Source organism: Parasphingopyxis sp. (genome assembly GCF_028279465.1).
In the GTDB taxonomy this organism is placed as follows: Bacteria; Pseudomonadota; Alphaproteobacteria; order Sphingomonadales; family Sphingomonadaceae; genus Parasphingopyxis.
In genome coordinates this window covers 227,312-248,352 of the sequence record NZ_JANQNS010000014.1, presented here as the reverse complement: position 1 = coordinate 248,352, position 21,041 = coordinate 227,312, and the positions used below count along the sequence as shown (strand labels likewise).

At 61.7% G+C, this 21,041-nt stretch carries 18 protein-coding genes; 12 read left to right on the top strand and 6 right to left on the bottom strand.

Annotated elements, in window-relative coordinates; all coding sequences use genetic code 11:
• Positions 1 to 122: 122 nt before the first annotated feature.
• Positions 123 to 2,147 (bottom strand): glycosyltransferase, encoded by a 2,025-nt coding sequence (locus tag Q0974_RS09335; protein WP_299326851.1) that lies wholly within the window; start codon positions 2,145 to 2,147, stop codon positions 123 to 125.
• A 106-nt stretch (positions 2,148 to 2,253) separates the two neighbouring features.
• Here Q0974_RS09335 and Q0974_RS09330 point away from each other — a divergent pair, with 106 nt between their 5' ends.
• The 7 genes from Q0974_RS09330 to Q0974_RS09300 all read left to right on the top strand — a co-directional run bounded on the left by Q0974_RS09330 (position 2,254) and on the right by Q0974_RS09300 (position 11,035).
• The gene (locus Q0974_RS09330; RefSeq protein WP_299326849.1) at positions 2,254 to 3,531 is read left to right on the top strand and encodes a glycosyltransferase family A protein; all 1,278 of its coding nucleotides are present in this window, start codon (positions 2,254 to 2,256) and stop codon (positions 3,529 to 3,531) included.
• 270 nt (positions 3,532 to 3,801) lie between these two features.
• Positions 3,802 to 5,268, top strand: a complete 1,467-nt coding sequence (locus Q0974_RS09325; RefSeq protein WP_299326847.1) for a glycosyltransferase — start codon at positions 3,802 to 3,804, stop codon at positions 5,266 to 5,268.
• 81 nt (positions 5,269 to 5,349) lie between these two features.
• A complete protein-coding gene (locus tag Q0974_RS09320; protein WP_299326845.1) occupies positions 5,350 to 6,666 on the top strand; it encodes a UDP-glucose/GDP-mannose dehydrogenase family protein in 1,317 nt (438 codons plus the stop codon).
• A gap of 91 nt (positions 6,667 to 6,757) precedes the next feature.
• Entirely contained in the window at positions 6,758 to 7,528 is a 771-nt protein-coding gene (locus tag Q0974_RS09315; RefSeq protein ID WP_299326843.1) for an ABC transporter permease, read from the top strand.
• Between the two features lie 5 nt (positions 7,529 to 7,533).
• On the top strand, positions 7,534 to 8,193 hold the full coding sequence (locus Q0974_RS09310; RefSeq protein WP_299326841.1) for an ABC transporter ATP-binding protein: 660 nt from the start codon (positions 7,534 to 7,536) through the stop codon (positions 8,191 to 8,193).
• Positions 8,190 to 9,350 carry a hypothetical protein gene (locus Q0974_RS09305; RefSeq protein WP_299326839.1) on the top strand — a complete coding sequence of 387 codons (1,161 nt, stop codon included), beginning with the start codon at positions 8,190 to 8,192 and terminating at the stop codon, positions 9,348 to 9,350. Before Q0974_RS09310 ends, Q0974_RS09305 begins: the two co-directional genes overlap by 4 nt.
• Positions 9,347 to 11,035 (top strand): polysaccharide biosynthesis/export family protein, encoded by a 1,689-nt coding sequence (locus Q0974_RS09300; protein WP_299326837.1) that lies wholly within the window; start codon positions 9,347 to 9,349, stop codon positions 11,033 to 11,035. The genes Q0974_RS09305 and Q0974_RS09300 overlap by 4 nt, the downstream gene beginning before the upstream one ends.
• Positions 11,036 to 11,056: 21 nt before the next feature.
• On the opposite strand, the gene Q0974_RS09295 is transcribed toward Q0974_RS09300, so the two are convergent.
• A complete protein-coding gene (locus tag Q0974_RS09295) occupies positions 11,057 to 12,367 on the bottom strand; it encodes a capsular biosynthesis protein (protein WP_299326835.1) in 1,311 nt (436 codons plus the stop codon).
• 150 nt (positions 12,368 to 12,517) lie between these two features.
• Between Q0974_RS09295 and Q0974_RS09290 the strand changes: the two genes are divergently transcribed.
• Genes Q0974_RS09290 through kdsB form a run of 3 tightly spaced genes read left to right on the top strand, consistent with a single transcriptional unit; the run spans position 12,518 to position 15,057 of the window.
• Positions 12,518 to 13,501: a KpsF/GutQ family sugar-phosphate isomerase gene (locus tag Q0974_RS09290; protein WP_299326833.1), complete on the top strand. Its 984-nt coding sequence runs from the start codon at positions 12,518 to 12,520 to the stop codon at positions 13,499 to 13,501.
• Positions 13,494 to 14,327, top strand: a complete 834-nt coding sequence (kdsA, locus tag Q0974_RS09285; protein ID WP_299326831.1) for a 3-deoxy-8-phosphooctulonate synthase — start codon at positions 13,494 to 13,496, stop codon at positions 14,325 to 14,327. Before Q0974_RS09290 ends, kdsA begins: the two co-directional genes overlap by 8 nt.
• 10 nt (positions 14,328 to 14,337) lie before the next feature.
• Positions 14,338 to 15,057 (top strand): 3-deoxy-manno-octulosonate cytidylyltransferase, encoded by a 720-nt coding sequence (kdsB, locus tag Q0974_RS09280; RefSeq protein WP_299326829.1) that lies wholly within the window; start codon positions 14,338 to 14,340, stop codon positions 15,055 to 15,057.
• Here kdsB and Q0974_RS09275 read toward each other — a convergent pair.
• Both Q0974_RS09275 and Q0974_RS09270 read right to left on the bottom strand, forming a co-directional pair.
• Positions 15,054 to 16,331: a nucleotide sugar dehydrogenase gene (locus Q0974_RS09275; RefSeq protein ID WP_299326827.1), complete on the bottom strand. Its 1,278-nt coding sequence runs from the start codon at positions 16,329 to 16,331 to the stop codon at positions 15,054 to 15,056. The genes kdsB and Q0974_RS09275 overlap by 4 nt on opposite strands.
• Positions 16,332 to 16,455: 124 nt before the next feature.
• A complete protein-coding gene (locus tag Q0974_RS09270) occupies positions 16,456 to 18,066 on the bottom strand; it encodes an MFS transporter (protein ID WP_299326825.1) in 1,611 nt (536 codons plus the stop codon).
• 83 nt (positions 18,067 to 18,149) lie between these two features.
• Between Q0974_RS09270 and Q0974_RS09265 the strand changes: the two genes are divergently transcribed.
• Positions 18,150 to 18,614, top strand: coding sequence for a low molecular weight protein-tyrosine-phosphatase (locus tag Q0974_RS09265; protein ID WP_299326823.1), 465 nt, complete (start codon positions 18,150 to 18,152; stop codon positions 18,612 to 18,614).
• On the opposite strand, the gene thpR is transcribed toward Q0974_RS09265, so the two are convergent.
• The gene (gene thpR / locus Q0974_RS09260) at positions 18,611 to 19,153 is read right to left on the bottom strand and encodes an RNA 2',3'-cyclic phosphodiesterase (RefSeq protein WP_299326821.1); all 543 of its coding nucleotides are present in this window, start codon (positions 19,151 to 19,153) and stop codon (positions 18,611 to 18,613) included. The genes Q0974_RS09265 and thpR overlap by 4 nt on opposite strands.
• Before the next feature lie 126 nt (positions 19,154 to 19,279).
• Here thpR and Q0974_RS09255 point away from each other — a divergent pair, with 126 nt between their 5' ends.
• A complete protein-coding gene (locus tag Q0974_RS09255) occupies positions 19,280 to 20,032 on the top strand; it encodes a Bax inhibitor-1/YccA family protein (protein WP_299326819.1) in 753 nt (250 codons plus the stop codon).
• A gap of 75 nt (positions 20,033 to 20,107) precedes the next feature.
• On the opposite strand, the gene Q0974_RS09250 is transcribed toward Q0974_RS09255, so the two are convergent.
• The gene (locus Q0974_RS09250; RefSeq protein WP_299326817.1) at positions 20,108 to 20,980 is read right to left on the bottom strand and encodes an autotransporter domain-containing protein; all 873 of its coding nucleotides are present in this window, start codon (positions 20,978 to 20,980) and stop codon (positions 20,108 to 20,110) included.
• Positions 20,981 to 21,041: the final 61 nt, after the last annotated feature.

Sequence of the window (21,041 nt, the reverse complement as noted above, 5' to 3'; positions counted from 1 at the left end):
ATCACTTACGGACCGGGAATGTAGTTTCTGGGCATGTAAGTGTTGGCGCGAGCCACAACAGAAGAGGGGCTGGTCGCAAGACCGGCCCCTTTTTCTTTGTACACCAGATAGTTAGGCCTGCGTCAGCGCATCGCGAAAATATCGATCGTCCGGTCGACCATGGCCGTCATCGAGAAACGATCCGCTGCCCATGCCTTGAGAGCTTTACCGGCATCTTTGCGGTCTTCATCGCTTTGCGCGGCGAGTTTCGCGAGATGATCCGCCGCTTCCGCTACATCGGGCGATGCCGCATCGGCGAGAACGCGATTGGCCGGATGCGGCGCGACCGCTTCGGCCGCCCCGCCGGCCGGCGTCGTGACCACCGGCAATCCTGCGAGTTGCGCTTCGATCAGGGCATTGGGCACGCCTTCATGGCGCGATGTCAGGGTCAGCGCATCCATGGTATTGAGCCAATAGCCGACATGCGATGTGCGCCCGACGAATAGCGTGCGATCCGCAATACCGGCTGCACGGGCGAATTGCTCGGCGGCCGGCCGTATCGGCCCGTGCCCGGCGATCACGAAACGCGCATCGGGCAGACGCTCCGCCAGCGCCGCGCATATCTCCAGCCATAATAGTGGCCGTTTGTTGTCGTCGAAGCGCATGACGCCGCCCAGCACGAACCCCTCGGAGCCGGTCGCGCGATCGAAGCGCCGCCACACGCCCTGCTCGGCTTTGGGCGCGTCGGTAGCAAGCGGCGCGACGCCGTTCGCGACGGTGAATAGGCTGTTCTGCGGCAGATCCAGCCAGTCCTCATAGGCCCGGGCGGCGATGCGCGAATTGGCGGTCAGCGACACGCCCTCCGCCTGCAACAATCCGCGATAGAGGGTCCGCTGCTCGGGACGCTGCCGGTCCGTCCGCGCATTGGGCGGCATGGTCCGCACATTGAGTATGATGCGCGGCACATCGGCCATCACGGCGGCGAGCCCGGCCGCGAATATCATGCCGTCCTGCCAGATCTGCACGACCTCGGGCGATTCATAGCGCAAAATGTCGGTCAGCCGGATGATGCCCTCGCGCATTCGGTCCGGCAGCGCGGCGATCAGGCGGGCCGAATCCGCTGGGGCGCTGACCTCCCGGTCACCGCCCCAGGGCTGCGCCGAGAGATAGTCGGCGACGCGAATATTCGCTTGTTCCAGCCGCGACAGGTAAAAATCGTTGCGGCGGCGGCGGTCGAGCTTGCGGCAGAAAATGCTCACCGGGCCGTGCAAGCTATCGCTCTTTTTCGCCCGTTCGGCGAGGCCGAGCGCGGTATTTGCGAGTTGCCGCTCGGCACCGCCGCCGCCCAGCGTTCCGCCAATCAACACTATACTGCCCAATATACTCTCGGGCCGGGCGGGTGGCCGCTCCGATCTGCGTTCCAGGGCGTTCTCCAGCACCATCTCCAGCGCGGCAAGGCTCGGCGGTCCATGCGTATGCCGTCCGCGAAACAGTGTCGCCGCGCGCTTAATGTCCTTCGCCAGTGCTGGGTCGTGCGCGGCGGTGTCACCGTCTTTCAGCAGGTTTAGCGCTTCGTCGAACTGGCCCGACATACGCAATATCTTTGCCTTCTCGACCGCGATCCGGGGTGCATAATCTGTATTGCCGTCGACCGCGTCGAGCGTGGCAAGCGCGCGTTCGGGTTCACCGCTCAGCACCCGGCATCGCGCGATCAATATTGCCCGTTCGGGATCGGCGCGGGCGGCGCCGTCGCGCTCATAGCTGTCGAGAATCGCCATCGCGACAGGTGGGTCGAATGCCTCCAGAGTCATCCGAAAATATTCGGGTAAAATATTGGGCGAATTGGGAAATCTCTCGGCGATCCCGCGCCAGCACAGCCGCGCGCTATCGCGATCGCCGGTCAGCTCCATGAGCTTGCCGACATGCCATTGCAGCGCCTCGCTATCCGGATGCTGGACGGTGAGGTCGATGGCGCGCGAGAGCAGCCAGCGCGAATAATCGCCGCGATTGGCCTCTTCGAGCAGCGCGGCCGCTTCGGCCAGCGCTTCGCTTTCGGTGAGGCGCGAAACGACGGGCTCGAGCGCGCCGCGGGCCAGCGCATCGCTGAGCATGTCCTCCATCGGCGGCGCGGCCGGGCGTTGCACGGGGGCGGGTAAGCTGCCAGTCACGCGCAGAGCAATAGGATGCGGCGGCGCGCGCCGCAATTCCGACAGGAGAGGGATTCTGCCGCGATTTCTCAGTGACAGGCTGCTCACCGGGCTTGGGGCCTTGCCGATGCCGCCGATCCGGACATGGGCGGCGCGCAAGGCGGCGGAGCGGACGATGCACTGGGCGGCTCTGGCCGGGGAGCCCGACGACCCCTATGTGCTCGCCCGTCTCGGCCTGTACCCGCTAGCGCTGGATTGTCCTGAGCCCGATGCGAAGGCCCGGTTCGGCCGCAATCTGGCCAAGGCCGCGCTCGGTCACGCCGATGCTTCCACGCGGCGCGCACTTGCGTCTGCCGATCGCGGTCAACGGAAACTGGCGGCGAAGCTGCTCGCGCTGCACGATTGCCGGGCCGCGCTCGAACTGCTCGAACCGAATGATTATGCGGCGCGCGCCTCCTGCCATCTAGCGCTCGATGACCCGGCAAAGGCGCTGCAGCTTATCCATGCGGTCCCGGCCGAGACGCGGGAGACCGCTGCTATCCGGGCGAATGCAGCAGTCGGGCTGAACGATCATGGCGCCGCGCGCAAGGCGCTGAACGCGATGTTCGCGCATGACAGGCTCGGCGCGGTGCTCTCCGATGGAACCGGTCCGTTCGGTCTTGACGATCTTGGCGGTGATACCGCGGCCGTGGGGGAGGGGCCGAAAGTCTCGGTCATAATCCCCTATCGCGATGCGGAGGCGACGCTCGAAACGGCGATCCGATCCATAGCCCGGCAAAGCTGGCGCAACGTCGAAATCCTCGCCGTCGATGATCGATCGACCGATACTGGCCCGGGGATCGCGCAGCGGCTCGCGGAATCGGATGAGCGGATCGTCGCCTTGTCGAACCGGCGCGGGGCGGGGGTCTATGGCGCGCGCAATACGGCCATCGATGCGGCGACGGGCACGTACATCACTTTTCTCGATGCCGATGACTGGTCGCCGCCCGAGCGCATAGCTCGGCAGCTTGAAGGGCTATGTGATCACGCCGTTGCCATCGCCAACCATATTCGCATGGACGAGGCCGGGCGACCAGTCGCACCGCGCATATTCCCGATCGTCCGGCCCGTGCCGATCACGATGTGTTTGCGTCGCGAGACGCTGATCGCCGCCGGGCCGTTTGAGGAAGTGGCGACGGGTGCGGATACCGAAATGCTGGGGCGCCTCGAAATGATCGGCGGCAAGCAGTCAGTCTATCGCGACAGGGCCGTGCTGCTCGTCGCGCGCTGGCAATCCGGATCGCTGAGCCGCGCGGCCGAGGGCGGCCTGTTCGGCCAAGAGCGCTATGCCTATCGCGCCGAATGGATGTTCCGGCATGCGGGGCTGGACGCGCCGCGCTTGCCAGAGGCGCCGAGGGCGGCATAGACACGCGCACCGGGGACATCGAGGACATAAGCGATTAGTGAAGACGAGAACAGCAAGCGCGAAAACCCGCCATCCAAGGACGCGCTGGAGCAGGAGCGGGCGGCGCGTGAAGCGGCGGAGCGCCAGCTTCTGGCGCTGACCGCGGAGAAGCGCATCCTCGAACATCGCGTTATCAATGCCCGCCGTACGCTGGCCTATGGTCTGGGCCGGGCCTTTATCGAGGCGCGCAGCATCAAGGGCATTGTCGCGCTGCCCGGCAAAATCCGGCAGTTGCGGATCAAGCAGAAGGCGAAACGCCGGGAACGTGTGCCCAACAGTTTCGTCGAGAATCCGGCGGCATTGATGCAACTCGTCGATCCGGCGCTTGAGCGCGCCGCAGGCGATGGTCCTGAAGCCGCCGAGAGCTGGATTGCCGCGCAGAATGGTACGTCCGAGGCCAAGGCGCGCGCGCTTGCCGAACTGGCGCATTGGGTGCTCGATAACGATCCGGATACTGCCGGACGAATTGCGCTCGACGCGGCAGCTCTATCGCCGGGCGACCCACGCCTGTTCCCACTGGCGATCCGATTGTACGAGACGGGCCTCGTAGCGGCGCCGGCGCGTTTGTGCGCGACCATCCGCGATCATCTGACGCTCTCCGATGCGCAGCTTCGAACATGCGATTATATTGCAGAGGACGCCGCGCTTCTGAATCGCGGCGTTTGGGAGATGCCGCCGCGTTCCGCCACCGATGATGCGGTGCGCGAAACCGATCTCGCGATACTGTGCGCACCGCGATGGGCGGCTTCGCCGCAGATTGCGGCGGCGCGAGCGGCTGCGTCTGCGGCCGGCATGTCGGTCGCGGTGATCGACCCTACGGAAAAGGGCGATCTCTCCTGCTACGCCTGCGCACATATCTTCGTCGATACGCTCGCCATGGCGTGTGCCTTAGCAACCGATGCCTGCGCAGCGGGATGCCAGATACTCGTCGATCTTGCGCACCCGCCTTTGCCGCTGGTCAAATTGCCGGATAGCGAACGCGCGAAAGCGGATTCGCTCCGATTACGGGGTTTGGGCGGCGGCGCTGATGCGATCCTGACGCGGAGCCGGTCGATGGCGCGTCATCTGGATACTCTGGGTGTCGAGCACAGCCTAGTGAACAATGGCGACGAAACAGCCGTCCCGCAGGTCAGCGACGAGGCGGTCGCCGCGGCGCTGACAGAATATGGCGCGCGACCCGGCGTGCGGACGATCGGCTGTATCGCGACGCTCGACGCGGACCCGGGGCTACAGGTATGCCTTGAGAGCTTCAATGCGATCACGCAGGACGACGAAGCGGTTCAGCTGATCATATTCGGACGAGGCTCCGGCAGCGCATCTCCTGCGCGCGAGGCCCGGCGTCTCGGCATAGATGATCGCGTGCATTTTGTCGGACTTCCGCCACCGGCCCGCTGGCCGGCGCTGCTTGCGGCGTGTGATTTCCTACTCGCGCCGCGTTTTGGCGAGGAAGTGCTCGGTTCAGAAACCGGATCGATCATGGAGATCGCGATTGGCTTGGGTCGGCCGCTTCTCGCGACCCGGGCTGGCTGGGATGCCCAAGCAATCTGGAACGCCGATGCAGTCTCGATCCTGCCGGACACAGGCGAATGGCATAAAATCCTGCGAAAGCGTCTGGACGAGCCGGAAAGCGGTCGCCCGATACGGGCCAAGGATGGCATATCTCTCGCTGCCGTTTATCAATCGATCTTCAAGGTATAGCAGTTGACCTCTATGCTTGCCGGGGTGGCGCTCTTTTGGCGCCTGTTGTAACAGCGGCCGGGTTTTTCTAGGACATTGACGATGCGTATTGCGATGATTGGCACGGGCTATGTGGGGCTCGTCTCAGGGGCTTGTTTTTCGGATTTCGGCCATCAGGTCGTCTGCGTCGACAAAGATGCGGACAAGATAGCCGCGCTGCACAAGGGCGTGATGCCGATCTACGAACCGGGTCTGGAGGCACTGGTCGAGCATAATGTGCGCGGCGGGCGACTGACTTTCACGACCGAACTGGCCGAGGCCGTGGCCGGGGCCGATGCGATTTTCATCGCGGTTGGCACGCCATCGCGGCGCGGCGACGGGCATGCCGACCTATCCTATGTCCATGCGGCTGCGCGCGAAATCGCCACAGCGCTGACCGGTCCGGCGGTCGTCGTCACCAAATCGACGGTGCCCGTTGGCACGGGCGACGAGGTGGAGCGGCTGATCCGCGAAACTGCGCCGGAAGCTCAGGTTTCCGTCGCCTCCAACCCGGAATTTCTGCGCGAGGGCGCCGCTATCAATGATTTCAAACATCCCGACCGCATTGTTGTGGGCGTCGAGGATGACCATGCGCGCGATGTGCTTGAGGCGATCTACCGGCCGCTCAATCTCAACAAGGCCCCGCTGCTCTTCACGACACGGCGCACGGCCGAGGTTATCAAATATGCGGCCAACGCCTTTCTCGCGACCAAGATCACTTTTATCAACGAGATGGCGGATCTCTGCGAAGTCGTCGGCGCGGATGTTCAGTCCGTATCGCGCGGCATAGGCCTCGATAACCGCATCGGCCCGAAGTTCCTGCATGCCGGACCGGGTTATGGCGGTTCCTGCTTTCCCAAGGATACGCTAGCGCTGTTGAAGACGGCCGAAGACGTGCAGGTGCCGTTGCGGATCGTCGAATCGGTGGTGAAGGTCAACGATGCGCGCAAACGTGCGATGGGACGCAAGGTCATAAAAGCGATGAACGGAGATGTGCGCGGGAAGACAATCGCGCTATTGGGCCTTACGTTCAAGCCGAACACCGACGATATGCGCGATTCGCCGTCCATATCGATCGTCCAGGCGCTGCAGGACGAAGGGGCCCGGGTCCGGGCTTATGATCCCGAAGGCGTGGAACAGGCCAAGCTGGTGCTGGAAAATGTTGAGTTTTGCGAAGATCCCTATGTCGCGGCCGAAGGCGCGGACTCGCTCGTGATTGTGACCGAGTGGGACCAGTTCCGGGCGCTCGACCTTTCGCGTATGGCGGACATATTGAACCAGCCCATTCTCGTCGATCTGCGTAACATCTATTCCGGCGAGGAGGCGGCCCAAGCAGGCCTACGCTATGTTGGCGTCGGTCAGCCGAGTATAACCGCGTAAGAGAATGGTCGATCCGCTTCCCAGCAGAGATGTAGACCGCGCTCCGTTCAGCGCGGCATGGTTCTCCGAGTTGAGCCGATCGCTCGCGGTCATGGGCCGCGTAATCCACGCAATCATGATACGCGAGGCGCGTACGCGCTATGGCAGTTCCAAAATCGGCTATACCTGGGCGATCATCGATCCACTGGTCACGACCGCCATTTTTGTCGCGATTTTCTCGCTGCTCGGCCGGTCGTCTCCGATCCCCGGCCCAATTGTCGTATTCTTCGTGAGCGGTATCATTCCGCTATTCTTTTGGCGTGGTGCCGTTGGGCAGGCTGCCAGTGCCGTCAGCGCCAGCCTTGGCTTGTTGACCTATCCGCAGGTTATGCCGGCGGACGTCGTAATCGGCCGGTTGCTCCTCGAAGCGGCGACGACGGTGATCGTGTTCGTCCTTTTCTTGATCGGGCTCAACATTCTCCTCGGCATTTCGCCGACATGGTTCTTTGGCGATCCGCCGCGATTGCTTCTCGCTACGCTTGGTTTGCTCTATTTCACGCTCGGTTGCTGTTTTTTGAGCTCCAGCCTCGCGCGCATATTGCCCGTCTGGCAGAATATATGGTCGTATATGAGCCGCCCGATCTGGATATTGTCCGGGATCTTTTTTACGCTGGAGCAGCTCCCGAGCGGTTTCAGGCAATATATGGCCTACAACCCGGTTGCGCATATGGTCGAATGGTTGCGTTCAGCGATGATCCCGACGTTCGACAGTTCTGTCTATTCCATTCTGTTTCCCATGACCTTCGCCACGATCGCCCTGATTATCGGTCTGATTATAGATCGTATGCTGCTGCTTACCGGCGACGAAGAGATTGTAAGCTGACCATCATGGCTATCGAACTTCATAATATCACTAAGGTATATCGATCCAGGCGCGCGGGTAAGAAGACTGTATTGAACGATGTAAATGCGGTGTTCGAGCGCGGGCACAGCTATGGCATTCTCGGCATTAACGGCGCTGGCAAGTCGACCTTGTTGCGCATTATCTGTGGAGCCGAGCGGCCGACCTTCGGTGATGTGCGCAAAGACGTGTCGATCAGCTGGCGGCTGGGTTTCGTCTCCTCGTTCAACAGCTCGCTGACGGGTATGGAGAATTTGCGTTTCGTCTGTCGCATCTATGATGCTGATATTAAGGAAATATCTGATTTCGTGGAAGACTTTGCCGAAATCGGTAACGCGATTCACGAACCGCTTAGAACCTATTCTTCAGGCATGAAGTCTCGATTGGCATTCGGTCTCAGCATGGCTATCAGATTTCAGGTTTATGTGATCGACGAGTCGCTGGCCGCAGGCGATTACAGATTTCAGGAAAAATGCCGGGCTGAGTTCGAGCGCCGCAGGGAAGAATCCGACATATTGATGACCTCTCACATGCCGAATGCGATCCGTAATTTTTGCGATCGTGGAGGTGTCGTCCATAAGGGCCAGTTAAAATTGTTCGATAGCGTCGAAGAAGCAACCGATTATTATGAAGAGGTAACGGCTTGATGAATCGCGCCGAACTGCTCGATCGCGCAAAAGCGTGGTTTCGAGTCTCGCCGGACGAGGCAGGCGATCGTCACGCCCGGCGCCGCGTGCGTTTTCGCATCGTTGCAGCTGGCATCGCGATACCGACATTGCTGGTGTTCATCTACTATGCCCTTATGGCCCGTCCCGAATATCGCACGGAGATGATGTTCACGGTTCAGGGTCTCGATCAGCAACCGCCCGATCTGCTTGGCGGCATCGGGTTGCCTGCGGTTACGCCGACGGCCAATGACGGGCTCGTCATCACCGAATTTGTTATGTCGAGTGCGCTGGTCCGACGGCTCGAGGCAGATTACGGTTTCGATGCCGCGTTCGGCAATTGGAGCTTTGATCCCTTTGCCCGCGTTTCGCCTTCGGCTGCGATCGAGGACAAGACCCAATTCTGGCGCGGTCAGGTCGTCGCCAATTATGATGCGACTTCTCGAATTATTACCGTCGATGTGCGGGCGTTCACGCCACAGGATTCGCTGCGCCTTGCCGAGGGCGTGCTAACCGAAACGGAAAATGTGGTGAATGCGTTGAACGGTCGGGTGCAAGACGAAGCCGTCCGTGTGGCAGGCGAAGAGGTCGCATCTCGCCGCGACGCTTACAATGAAGCGCGGCAGCGCGTGATCGAATCGCGTGCCACTCGCGCCACGACATTGGAAGGCGAGGCCGCGCAGCAAGTCGGGCTGGTCGGGCAGATCGAAGGGCAGCTCGCCAATGCGCGTGTCGAGCGCGCGGCCGCAATCGCCCAATTCCGACCGGATTCTCCACAAATCCGGGCGATGGATGAGCGCATCGCGGCGCTGGAACGGCAGCGCGAGGTTGCGCTCGATGACGCGCGGGGCGGTTTCGGCGTGTCCGAGGCATCGCGAGACGTGCGCGCGCAGACCGCCTTGCTCGACTATGAATTCGCTCAACAGGCCTATTATGCCGCGATCCAGGCGGAGCGCCAGGCCATCGCGCAAAGGGCCAACGAACGGCGCTATCTCGTCGCGTTCGTGCCGCCGCGCCTTGCCGAGATTTCCAATTATTGGGAACGGTTCATCAACATATTCGCTTTTGCTCTCGGGGCGGCTGTGTTGATGGCTATCGCGATGCTCGGCTATTCCGTCGTCAAGGACCATATGGAATGACCCTGTTTGTGCATCTCTTTGCCCGCTTGTCCGCCCTGCTAATTGGCTTGATCCTCGCATCCTCTGCGGTTCCGGCCATTGCCCAGATTGACGATGACTCGGGGGCCAGTGCGGTTGGCGCGGGTTCGGCACCGGCCGCAGTGATTACCGACGACCAGCGCGGCGCGGAACGTCAGCAGCGGACTTTGCGGCAGGACCAGCTGGCTGGGCGTCGCCCTCCGCCGTTCGGGTCCGAGCTGTTTCAGAATAATACTGCCGCTTCCGCAGAAGGCGTTTCCGATCCGAATTATGTGATCCAGCCCGGCGATGTCGTGTCGGTCACGACCTACGGGTTGGTCAACGAAACGGCGAGCCTCGTCGTAGACCCGGAAGGCAATATCGCCCTGCCCAATGTAGGGCCAGTTCAGATTGCCGGAACCCGGGCGGCCGATGTCGACAGCGTCGTTGGCGCTGCCGCCTCGCAAGTCTATCAGTCGACCGTTCAGGTCTATGCGACAGTCGCCAATGCGGGCGAGATCCAGGTGTTCGTCACCGGCCCCGTTCTCCGGCCCGGCGGTCATACGGCGACCAGCCAGGCATCCGCCATCGGGTTTCTGCAGAATGCCGGCGGAATCGATCCTGATCGCGGCAGCTATAGGCACATCATCATCCGCCGGAACGGCGAAACGATGGCATCGATCGACCTGTATGACTTCCTGCTTAACGGCGATCTCGCGGCCGTAGACCTGCGCAATGGCGATGTGATCGTGGTCGGCCAGCAAGGGCCGGTCGTATCGGTGAGCGGCGATGCCCGTGCGCCCTACACATTCGAATTCGCAAATCTCGCGGCAACTGGCGCGGAACTGCTGCAATATTCGCGGCCGCGGCCAGAGGTCACCCATGTGTCGATATTGGGCACGCGCGACGGGGTGCCGTTCAATGCCTATGTGACGCGTGAGGAGTTCGCCATGATGGCGCTCGCCGATGGCGATCGTGTTCAATATGAGGCCGATGCCCCGTCCGGCACCTTTATAGTCCGCGTAATGGGCGCGCATGACGGGCCGTCGGCCTATGTCGTGCAGCGCGGAGACTATCTTGGGCCGCTGCTCGCGCGGATCCCACTCGATGTCTTGGCCGATGTGCCGATGATCCATCTCGAACGGCAGAGTATTGCGGAAACGCAGCGTGTGTTGCTGCAGGAGAATCTCGCGCGGCTGGAACGCGCGATTTACACCGCGCCATCCACCTCTGCGGCATCCGCGCAGGCGCGTGCAGCGCAGGCGTCGGCGCTGGGCGAGTTTATCCAGCGGGCTCGGCTGGTCGAACCGCGTGGCCTCGTGGCCTTTCCCGATGACGCCGATCTCAACGGCGTTTTGCTCGAACCCGACGATGTGATCGTGATTCCCTATATCAATCAGACGGTTGTGGTTGCCGGTGAGGTCGAACTGCCGCAGACGTTGCTGTGGACGCCGGGCAACGATGCGCGCGACTATGTGCGCAGGGCAGGGGGCTTCACCAATCTGGCGAACCGGTCCGACACGCTCGTGATCCATCCGGATGGCAGCGTCCAGCGCGGCGGGGCCGTGCGCGCTGGCGACCGCATTCTGGTGCCGCCGAAAGCGCCGGGCCAGACCTTGCAATTCATCCGGGATATCACGCAGGTCTTTGCCCAGGTCGGCATCGCTGCCGCCGCAGTATTCCGCTAGTTTTTCGAGACTTGCTTCGCGCTATTTCCCGCGGGTCCAGTCGATACCGGCGAGTGTACCGGGGATCTTGAGACGACGGTAGAAATTGCCGTTGAGCTGGGTCCGGTAGATGATCTGGCTACGGAAATTGCGATACAGCTCCGGGTGCACCGTAAATGCATCGGCTGTCGTCCAGAAGGCATCGAGCGAGGTCGATGCGGTCAGGCCGTCGATACAATAGACGGCGTCCCCAAGCGCGAGCGTCGGCTTGCCATGATGGATCGACGACAGGCCCGTGGTGCTGTTGATCGTGACCATGCCCTTCGCGTTCTGGATGAGCGTCGGCAGATGGGGATCGTGAACATAGATGAGCCGCCGTCCCAGCCCCGATTTTTCGCGTAAAGACCGGACCAAGCGGGAATAATCGGCATATGGCCGATCCATCGGATGGTGCTTAAGCACCAGCAGCGTATCCTCTGGCGCATGATCCGCGAACGAACGGACGACGTACCGGATAAAATCCTCGACCGTTTCGAACTCTGAATGCACCCCGATCTGCGCGTCGTTATGCACTTGCAGCGGCACGAGGAAGAAGGGCGGCGGCGCATCGCCGGACAGCATCGCGATGTCCGAACTGTTTTTCCAGCGGTACCAAAATTTGCGCCCGGCGCCGAGCACCCAGGCTAGCCCCTCGAACCAGCTCAGCGGCCTATGGTGCCGGTAGCGCGGGAAGAAGGGCCAGAGGATGATCGCCCAGAAATAATAGGTGAACGCCCAGCCTGTCGCATGCCAGATCGATTTGCCGACCGTATTGGTCTGGGGTGGCTCGGGCGCATGCGCATTGAGATAGAAAATTCCCGATCGCGGCATATTGCTGCGGCCGTTCACGCCATGGCTTTCCATCGTGATGTAATCGGGCCGGATATACCCTTCTTCGAACACGAGAACTTCGATATCGCGCTCGGCCGCCACCTCGCTCGCCAACCGGTGCATTTTTCGGCAATCGCCGAACAGTATGATCGTATCGATCCGCTTTTCTTCGCAGACCCGGTTCAGAAATTTGGGAAATTTGTCGAGCGAATCGGAAAAACTTGTCGCATTGGCCGGAAAATAGAACCAGTCGCCGCCATTGAAATTGATCTTGTGGACATTGGCGCCCGCCCATTGCAGGTCTTTGGCCAAGCGCAGGAAAAACGGCCCCACGGGGCCCTGAAGCATCAAAATGTTGCGGTCGCGAAAACAGTAAGGCGCATCTTCCGGGATCGCCGGGAGGGTATCGGGAAGCGGATCCTGTTGTGTGGATATCGCGCTATTGTCGGATACCAGCTTGGGCGGTAGCGCTGAGCTACGCATAATCACTCACTCCCTCTGCGCCCGCGAGGTCATGTACTATTGTTGCGCAACGGCAAAGTCATCAGTAGAAGCTGCAAAAGTCAGTAATTTATCGATTAGATCGGCGAATTGTGGCTAAAATGCTGCAGACCGGTCGCTAAAGGGGCCCGAATGACCGACTCAGTAGTGCGTACTCATATTGATTCGCGGGACCGACTCACAAGTCCGATCAAGGTCGCCGCACACGCGCTTTCGATAAATGCGGCCGCCGTTGCAACGCTTGCGAGCCGGATCGACGATCATTTCGGCGAGGCCGTGAACCTGATTCTGGGGCGCAGCGGCCGCGTCGTCGTCTCGGGCATGGGCAAATCCGGGCTCGTGGCGCGCAAGATCAGCGCGACGCTAGCCTCTCTCGGAACACCGAGCATCTTCGTGCACAGCGCGGACGCCGGCCATGGCGATCTCGGCATGATTACGCGCGGTGACAGCGCGCTCCTGATTTCGGCGAGTGGCGAGACCGACGAGGTGCTCGGCCTCATTCCCTATCTCCGGTCTCTCAAAGTGCCGATCATTTCGATTACCGGCAATTTGCGTTCCACGCTGGCCCGACAGTCGGACATCGTGCTCGACGGATCGGTCGAGCGCGAAGCCTGCATGCACAATCTGGCACCGACAACGTCGACGATCGTCGCCATGGCGATGGGCGACGCGCTGGCGATCGCGCTCGGCGAAGCAAGCGGCTTCCGGGCATCGGATTTTGCGCAATATCATCCGGGCGGAAAACTTGGGAAACGCCTCAAGACGCCGGTGCGCGATGCGATGCACAAAACGGATCTTCCGCTCTGTGCGCCCGATATGACGGTAAAAGAAATGCTCCCGATCATGTCGGATGGCAGCCTTGGCCTTGTGTTGGTCATGGCGGATCAAACGCTCTGCGGCATCGTCACCGATGGCGATTTGCGGCGCGGGCTGGAGCAGACCGAAGAGTTCGGTCAAATGCAGGCCAAGGATATCATGACGCCTGATCCGCTGACGATCGGACCTGATGCGACGCTTTACGAAGCCGATGCGAAGATGCACGAAGCGCGTATCACAGCGCTCGTCGTCGCCGATCCGGCGAAAAAAGTGCTGGGCGTCATCCAGATCCATGACTGATCCGCTGCCCTCGCCCTGGGCGGGGGAAAATCTTTTCGTACTCGCCGGGCCATGCGCCATCGAATCGCGCGGTTTCGCGCTGGAAACGGCCGAGCAGCTGCGCGATATCTTCGCCGATGCCGGTGTGGGGCTCGTTTATAAATCCTCCTTTGACAAAGCGAACCGGACGTCCGCGAGCAGTTTTCGGGGGGTCGGGCTTGATGAAGGGCTTTCGATCCTCGCCGAAATCCGGGAAACGCTGGGCGTTCCCGTTATCACCGATGTGCATGATACGAGCCAGGTCGCGCCAGCGGCCGAAGTGGTCGATATGCTCCAGACGCCGGCCTTTTTGTGCCGCCAGTCCGATTTCATTGCGGCGGTTGCAGCTGCAGGCAAGCCGGTGAATATCAAGAAAGGCCAGTTTCTCGCGCCCTGGGATATGGCCAAGGTCATTGAGAAGGCGAATATCGCGGCCGACGAAGCCGGCGTGCCACGCAGTTTCTTCGTCTGCGAGCGTGGTTCGACCTTCGGCTATGGCAATCTCGTCGTCGATATGCGCGGACTGACGATTATGCGCGAGACAAGCGGTTGCCCGGTTGTTTTCGATGCGACCCATTCGGTGCAATTGCCGGGCGCCAAGGGCGAAAGCAGTGGCGGTGAACGCCAACACGCTCCCGCTCTGGCGCGCGCGGCGGTGGCTACGGGCGCTGTGTCTGGCGTTTTCATGGAAACGCATCCCGATCCCGATAACGCGCCGTGCGACGGACCGAATATGCTACCGTTCGAATGGCTGCCCGATCTTCTGGCGGACCTCAAAGCCATCGCGGCGATCTCGAAAAGCCGGTAAAGGCCCGGCGATGAAAGTCGTTGCCATCATCCCGACGCGCTGGGCATCCTCGCGCTTTCCCGGCAAGGCGCTGACGCCGATAGCCGGAACGCCGATGATCGAGCGCGTGTGGAACATAGTATGCGCGGCGAAGGAAATAGACGCGGTGATCGTCGCTACCGATGATGACCGGATTGCATCGGTCGTGCAGGATTTCGGCGGGCAGGTGGAAATGACCCGCGCCGACCATGAAAGCGGCAGCGACCGCATCGCCGAAGTTGCCGCGTGTATCGATGCCGATGTGGTTATCAACGTGCAGGGCGACGAACCGCTGGTGCGTCCGAGCGATCTCGATCGGCTGGCGATGCTGATGCGCAGTGATGCGGCGGTCGAGGTTGCGAGCCTCTGCCATCCGCTATCGGCGGAGGAGGCCGAGAATCCGAACCGCGTGAAGGTCGTTCGCGATGCGATGGGCGATGCCCTCTATTTCAGCCGTGCGCGCATACCCCATCCGCGCCATGCCGAGGATGCGCGCTATTTCCAGCATGCCGGGATTTACGCTTATCGCCGGGATGCCTTGCTCGGTTTCGCTAAGCTCCCGGTTCCGGCCGAGGAACGCGCCGAAGCGCTCGAGCAATTACGCTATCTGGCGGCGGGCACGAAGATCCGCCTCATCGAGACCGAACCGACCGGGCCGGGCGTGGATACGCCCGAGGATGTTGCCGTCGTCGAAGCCTTGCTGGAGCGCTAGAGCGTCCAGCGATCGACTCCGCCGAAATTCCGGTCGCGCCACATATTTTTCAGGTCAGCGATGAGCCCGGCCTCTCGGACGAGTCCGATAATCGCCTCGTCGGGCATCTCGCGATAGGTCCGGTGCGGCACAGCAGCGAAAACCAGATCGTGAGTGCCCGCAGGTGCTCCGGTTTCCAGTGCGACCCCATATTCCGCTTCAGCCTCGTCCGGATCGGCGAGCGGATCATGCGCGCGCACATCATGGCCCAGCGATTTGAGCCGCTCGATCACATCGATCACCCGTGAATTGCGCAGGTCCGGCACATCTTCCTTGAACGTAAGGCCTAGCACCAGAACAGTGCCAGCCTCTCCGCTGCGCCGCGCATGAAGCTGATCCGCGACCCATGCGCCCATCGAGTCGTTGATGCTCCGGCCCGCCAATATGACCTGCGGATCATGGCCGAGCTGCTCCGCGCAATGGCTGAGATAATAGGGGTCGACGCCGATACAGTGGCCGCCGACCAGCCCCGGCGTGAAAGGCAGGAAGTTCCATTTGGTCTGCGCTGCCTCCAAAACATCCCATGTCGACAGGCCCAAAGGCCCGAACACCCGCGCGATTTCGTTCATGAAGGCGATATTGATGTCGCGCTGCGCGTTCTCGATAACCTTGGCCGCCTCCGCCGCCTTGATCGAAGCGGCCTTGAACGCGCCGGCCTCGGTGATTGCGCCGTAGATGCCCGCGAGCCGATCGGTGACCTCCGCATTTTCGCCCGCGACGACTTTGACGATCCTATCGATGCTGTGTTCGCGATCGCCGGGATTGATGCGCTCGGGCGAATAGCCGAGGAAGAAATCGGAACCGCGCGTGAGCCCCGATTCCTGTTCGAGCGCAGGCCCGCAGATGTCCTCGGTCACACCCGGATAGACAGTCGATTCGTAAACGATGATCGGATGGTTCGCGGCGTCGAGCAGCGGCGCGACCAGCCGTGTTGCTGCGCGCAGGGCGGTCAGATCGGGCTGTTTGTCGGCATCGACCGGCGTCGGTACGGCAACGATGAAGATGTCCGCCCCGGCCGCTTCGTTCGGCTCCGCGCAAATCTGTAAGGTCGAGCCGCTGAGAACGGCATCGTCAATCTCCCCGGTGCGGTCGTGCCCGTCGCGCAATTCTGCGATCCGGCTGGCGCTTGTATCGATCCCGAGGACCGTGAATTTCTCGGCCAGGGCGATCGCCAGCGGCAGGCCGACATAGCCGAGGCCGATCACGGCAATGCGCAAATCCGGCGCTGCGTTCATTCTGTTGTCCTTGTTCTGCAGCGAAACTCTGTCGCGCGACCCTATAGCGTCCGGGTGCCGGAAAATGCCATAGGCGATCGTTGCCGACGCCAAGGCCGCTTCCGCGAGGGGTTATCGCCGCAGGTCAGACATCGATTTCTTCGCCAGCCGCTTTGGCGCGTTCCACGACGGTGCGCTCCGCTTCGGGCACAGTCCGGATTGCGATCAAGAGCAATACCGTGCCGATAGGCGCAGCGACCAGCAGGCTCAGCACGCCGGTAGAGAGGCTGCCCGTTGCCGTGGAAACCTGGCCAGCCAAATATGGTCCAAGCGCGAGTCCGATCAACGTGGTCGACAGGAAGAAGGTTGCCGTGGCCGTACCGCGCATGCGCGGCAGCACGAGATCCTGCGTCGTTGCCGCGGCAGCGCCGAGCGCCGTGCTGGCGAGCAGGCTAATAACGAAGCTGAGCACGTAAAAGGCGATCAGGCTTGATGTCGTAAAGGCGATGATCAGCGGGATGACGGGCGCGAGCAGGCCGAACAATATCACATAGATGCGGCCGGCATCGCTCTTTTGCCGCAGCCAGTCCGCCATGCGGCCGCCAAGGATCACACCGAGGAAACCGGCCAGCGCGGCCGGGCCGCCGATCAGGAAGCCGACCATGCTGGGCGATTCACCGAGCACGCGCATCGCATAGGGCGCGGTCCAGAAGCCGACGGCATAGGCGATGAAAGCGACCATGCCGTAGCCGAGGATCGTCGTCATAAAGGCGCGGCTGCCCCAGATCAGGGCAAAAGCCGGTGGATCGCGATGCCGCAAGCTGACCGCCCAAGAGAAGATCGCATAATAGCCGACGCCGACCGCGATCCATTGCGGCAGGTTGCCGGTGACCTGCACCATCGCATAGGCGATCGCTGCGGCGACCAGCGCGGCAGTCACGTTGACCATCAGCGCCTTCGGGCTGCGCTGGGCCGCTGCGATAAGTGTGAAGGGCGGAATGATTGCGTAAAGTTCGCGGAAAAAACCGCGGAACGGATCAGGCGGGGGCGGGGTCGGTAAACCCTCGCTCTCCCCGCGCATCGGTTCGCGCAGGGTGAGGACGAGCAGCGCCAGTAGAAGACCCGGCAGGCCGACGATAAGAAAGGCCGCCTGCCAACCGGCCAGCCCCAGCGGCGCATCGACCGGATAGGCGGCGTTCCAACGCTCGACGATCAGGCCGCCGATCAGCAGCGATATACCGCCGCCGATATACAGGCCGGACGAATAGATGGCGAGCGCCGTCGCCCGCATCTTCTTCGGAAAATAGTCGGAAATCAGGGAGTAAGCGCTTGGGCTGGCGCTCGCTTCGCCGACGCCGACGCCGATCCGCGCGACCGACAGGATAGTGAAATTCTTCGCAAAACCTGACAGCGCGGTCATCGCCGACCAGAGCGCAAGCCCCGCCGTCATCAGCCGGACGCGGTGCCAGCTGTCCGCCAGCTTGCCGAGCGGAATGCCGAACAGCGCGTAGAATACGCCGAAAGCCGTGCCGTAGAGAAAGCCGAGCGCCGCATCCGAAATACCGAGATCGGCTTTGATATCTTCGGCAAGGATCGCAAGGATCTGCCGGTCGATGAAGTTCAGGATATAGATAACAACCAGAACGGACAGGACATACCAGGCATAAGGCGTGGCTTTTTCGGGGTCTTGCGCGGCCGCGTCGGGCGCAGGACTTTCCGCTTCGGCGCCGTCGCGCCCGTCAACCGTATCCGTCATGAAGCAATCCCACTCTCAGATTTTTCTTTTTCGTGTAACAGCGTCAGCGGCTTTGGCAAAAACTTTATGGAGATTCGCGCGCAATGGCCCAGTCGATCCTGTTCGTCTGTCTCGGCAATATCTGCCGCTCTCCGCTCGCCGAAGGCGCATTGCAGGCGGCCGCCAGGGATGGAGAGGCGACGCTCGAGATCGACTCCGCCGGTACGGGCAGTTGGCATGTCGGTCATCCGCCGGACGGGCGGGCGCGGGCGGTGGCACTGGCCAATGGTGTGGACATCGGCGCGCAGCGTGCCCGTCAGGTCCGGGCTGCGGACTTCGACATGTTCGACCATATCGTCGCAATGGACCGGTCGGTCCTCAACGATCTGAAAGCGCTGCAACCGAGCGGATCTTCGGCCCGGCTCTCACTGTTTCTCGATCATGTCGCGGGCAGGGAAGGGGAAGATGTCACCGATCCCTATTATGGCGAGGATGAGGGCTTTGCGACCACCTGGGACGATGTGACGAAAGGCGCAGAGGCCCTGCTGGCGGCTATTATACGCAGCTAGCCCTTCGCGTTGAGCGGATAACGCGCGATGCTCTCATAATGCGCGCCGGCGCGGCCAAGATGGCTCTCGAACAGATGGAATTCGCCGACGGCGAAGTTCGGGCCAACCAGCCCCGCATTATGTTCGAGGAAATTTTCGATCGGGCCGGTCGACGCGTTGAGCCGGGCGATCGTGATATGCGGCAGGAAGTTGCGATGCTCGACGTCGAGCCCAACCCGCCGGCAACAGCGTTCGATCTTGGCCTGCAGTTTTTTGAGCGAGTCAGACGGAGCGATACCGGCCCAAAGCGCTGAAGGCCGGCCTTTGCGTTCGAAAAAACCAATGCCATCGAGTGCGATTTCGAACGCTGGCACGCTCACGCCTTCGAGCGCCATGGCGATATCCTCCGCCGGCCGCGGCTCGACTTCGCCGATAAAGCGCAATGTCAGATGCAATTGCCCGTCATTCTGCCAGCGCGCGCCGCGCACGCCCTGCATCAACATCGACAGTCGCTCGCGGACGGGCCGTGGCGGGCGGATAGCGGCGAACAGTCTATGCATCGCGATACTGATAGAGATATTCTATCCCGGCGATAGGGGCGATTCGCCTTGAAAAACCGCCCTCAATCACCGATATTACCGAGAAATCGGTGATTTTGCGCCGATCTCATTAGGAGAATAGTTCACATGGCTAATTGGTCCGACCAGAATGCCGGCCTTCAGGGCCAAGCCCGTGGCGGGCTCGATGCCGGCACTCGGGACGTCGCGTTCGACGCGGGTCTCCGATCCTACATGCTCAAAGTCTATAATTATATGGCTTCGGGCATCCTGCTCACCGGCATCGTCGCGATGGCGTTTGCGATGGGAGGCGATCAATCGCCTGCCTACCAGATCATCATGTCCGGCGGTATCTTGAGCTGGGTTATCATGCTTTCGCCGCTCGCTTTCATCCTCGTGATGAGCTTCGGTCTCAATCGCCTGTCGACGGGCGCGCTACAGGCCTGCTTCTGGGCCTTTGCGGTCGTGATGGGTCTCTCACTGTCGACGATCTTCCTGCGCTACACAGGAACATCGATCGCACAGACCTTCTTCGCCACGTCGGCGGCCTTCGTCAGCCTTAGCCTTTGGGGCTACACGACGAAAAAGGATCTGAGCGGTTGGGGTACCTTCCTGATTATGGGCGTTGTCGGCCTGCTGGTCGCGATGGTGATCAACATCTTCCTGCAGTCCGCGGCGATGGCCTATGTCATCAGCGGCATCGGCGTGCTCGTGTTCGCCGGTCTCACCGCCTATGACACGCAGAAGATCAAGTCGATGTATGCGCATGTCGCAGGCACGGACATGATGGGCAAGACGATCATCATGGGCGCGCTCAACCTCTATCTCGACTTCATCAACATGTTCCTGTTCCTGCTGCAGTTCCTGGGCAGCCGCGAATAGAACAACGAAGTTTCGCAAGAACGCGAAGGCCCGGCGGGGAGACCTGCCGGGCCTTTTTCGTGCGCCGAACGGACGCTAGAATTCGAAGGACAGTCCGATCGAGGCCGATGTCGCGTCGCCGAACCGCAACCCGGCGGTGCGCGATAGGAAGAGGTCGAGGAAAATGGCGTCTGAGAGGCCGAAGCTCGCGCTCGCGCCATATTCGAACCAGCTGTCACCGTCATCGGCACCTGCGACCGGCCGTGCGGCGTTAGCCGCCGATCCTGCGCCGCCGATCCGGGTCGTGGACGCGGCGTTGGATGTCGTGACAAAGGCGGCATATAGCCCGAGGCTGTGCTGGAAATTCTGCCCGAGCGCATATTGCAGTGTGCCGCCGCCTGAACCCGTGACGCCCGATTCCTCGACCCGGCGGCCGACAATCTCGCCGGTCGGCCCGACAAGCGCCTGCACCGTATCGATCTCGCTATAATCCAGCGCCAGGAACGGCGCGAGAAACCAGCGTCCGCCGAGCGGCGCCTGATAGGTGATCGCCGCGCCGGTCGCCCAGCTGCTGCCATCGGCCTCGAACTGCAGCGGTGTGCCGTTCGGGCCTCTGAGGTCGATACTGTCGAAATCCCGGTCGCCGAACGCGACATAAGCGTCGATACCCAGCGCATCGGTCTCATAGCCGATCCCGATCACCGCCTGGCGGGTTGTCGCCGGTATCGTGTCGCCGATCGCCGGGGCAGGGCCGTCATAGCCCACCAGAACGCCGCCAAGGCTGACATAGATGTCGCCGAACGAATGGCGCAGCGATGCCGAGACATAGGGCTGATCTTGGTCTCCCGCGAAGGTCGTGATGCCGCCGGAGATATCGAGGCGCCAATCACGATCGTCGTCGGTTTGCGCATGGGCGGTGTGCGAAAGTGTTGCGAGCATCAGCGCGGTACACGGCGTGATAAGGCGCATGAATTCCCCCTTTTTCGGCGTCGACATGCTCCATTAACGTCGCACAGCATAAAAACCTTCG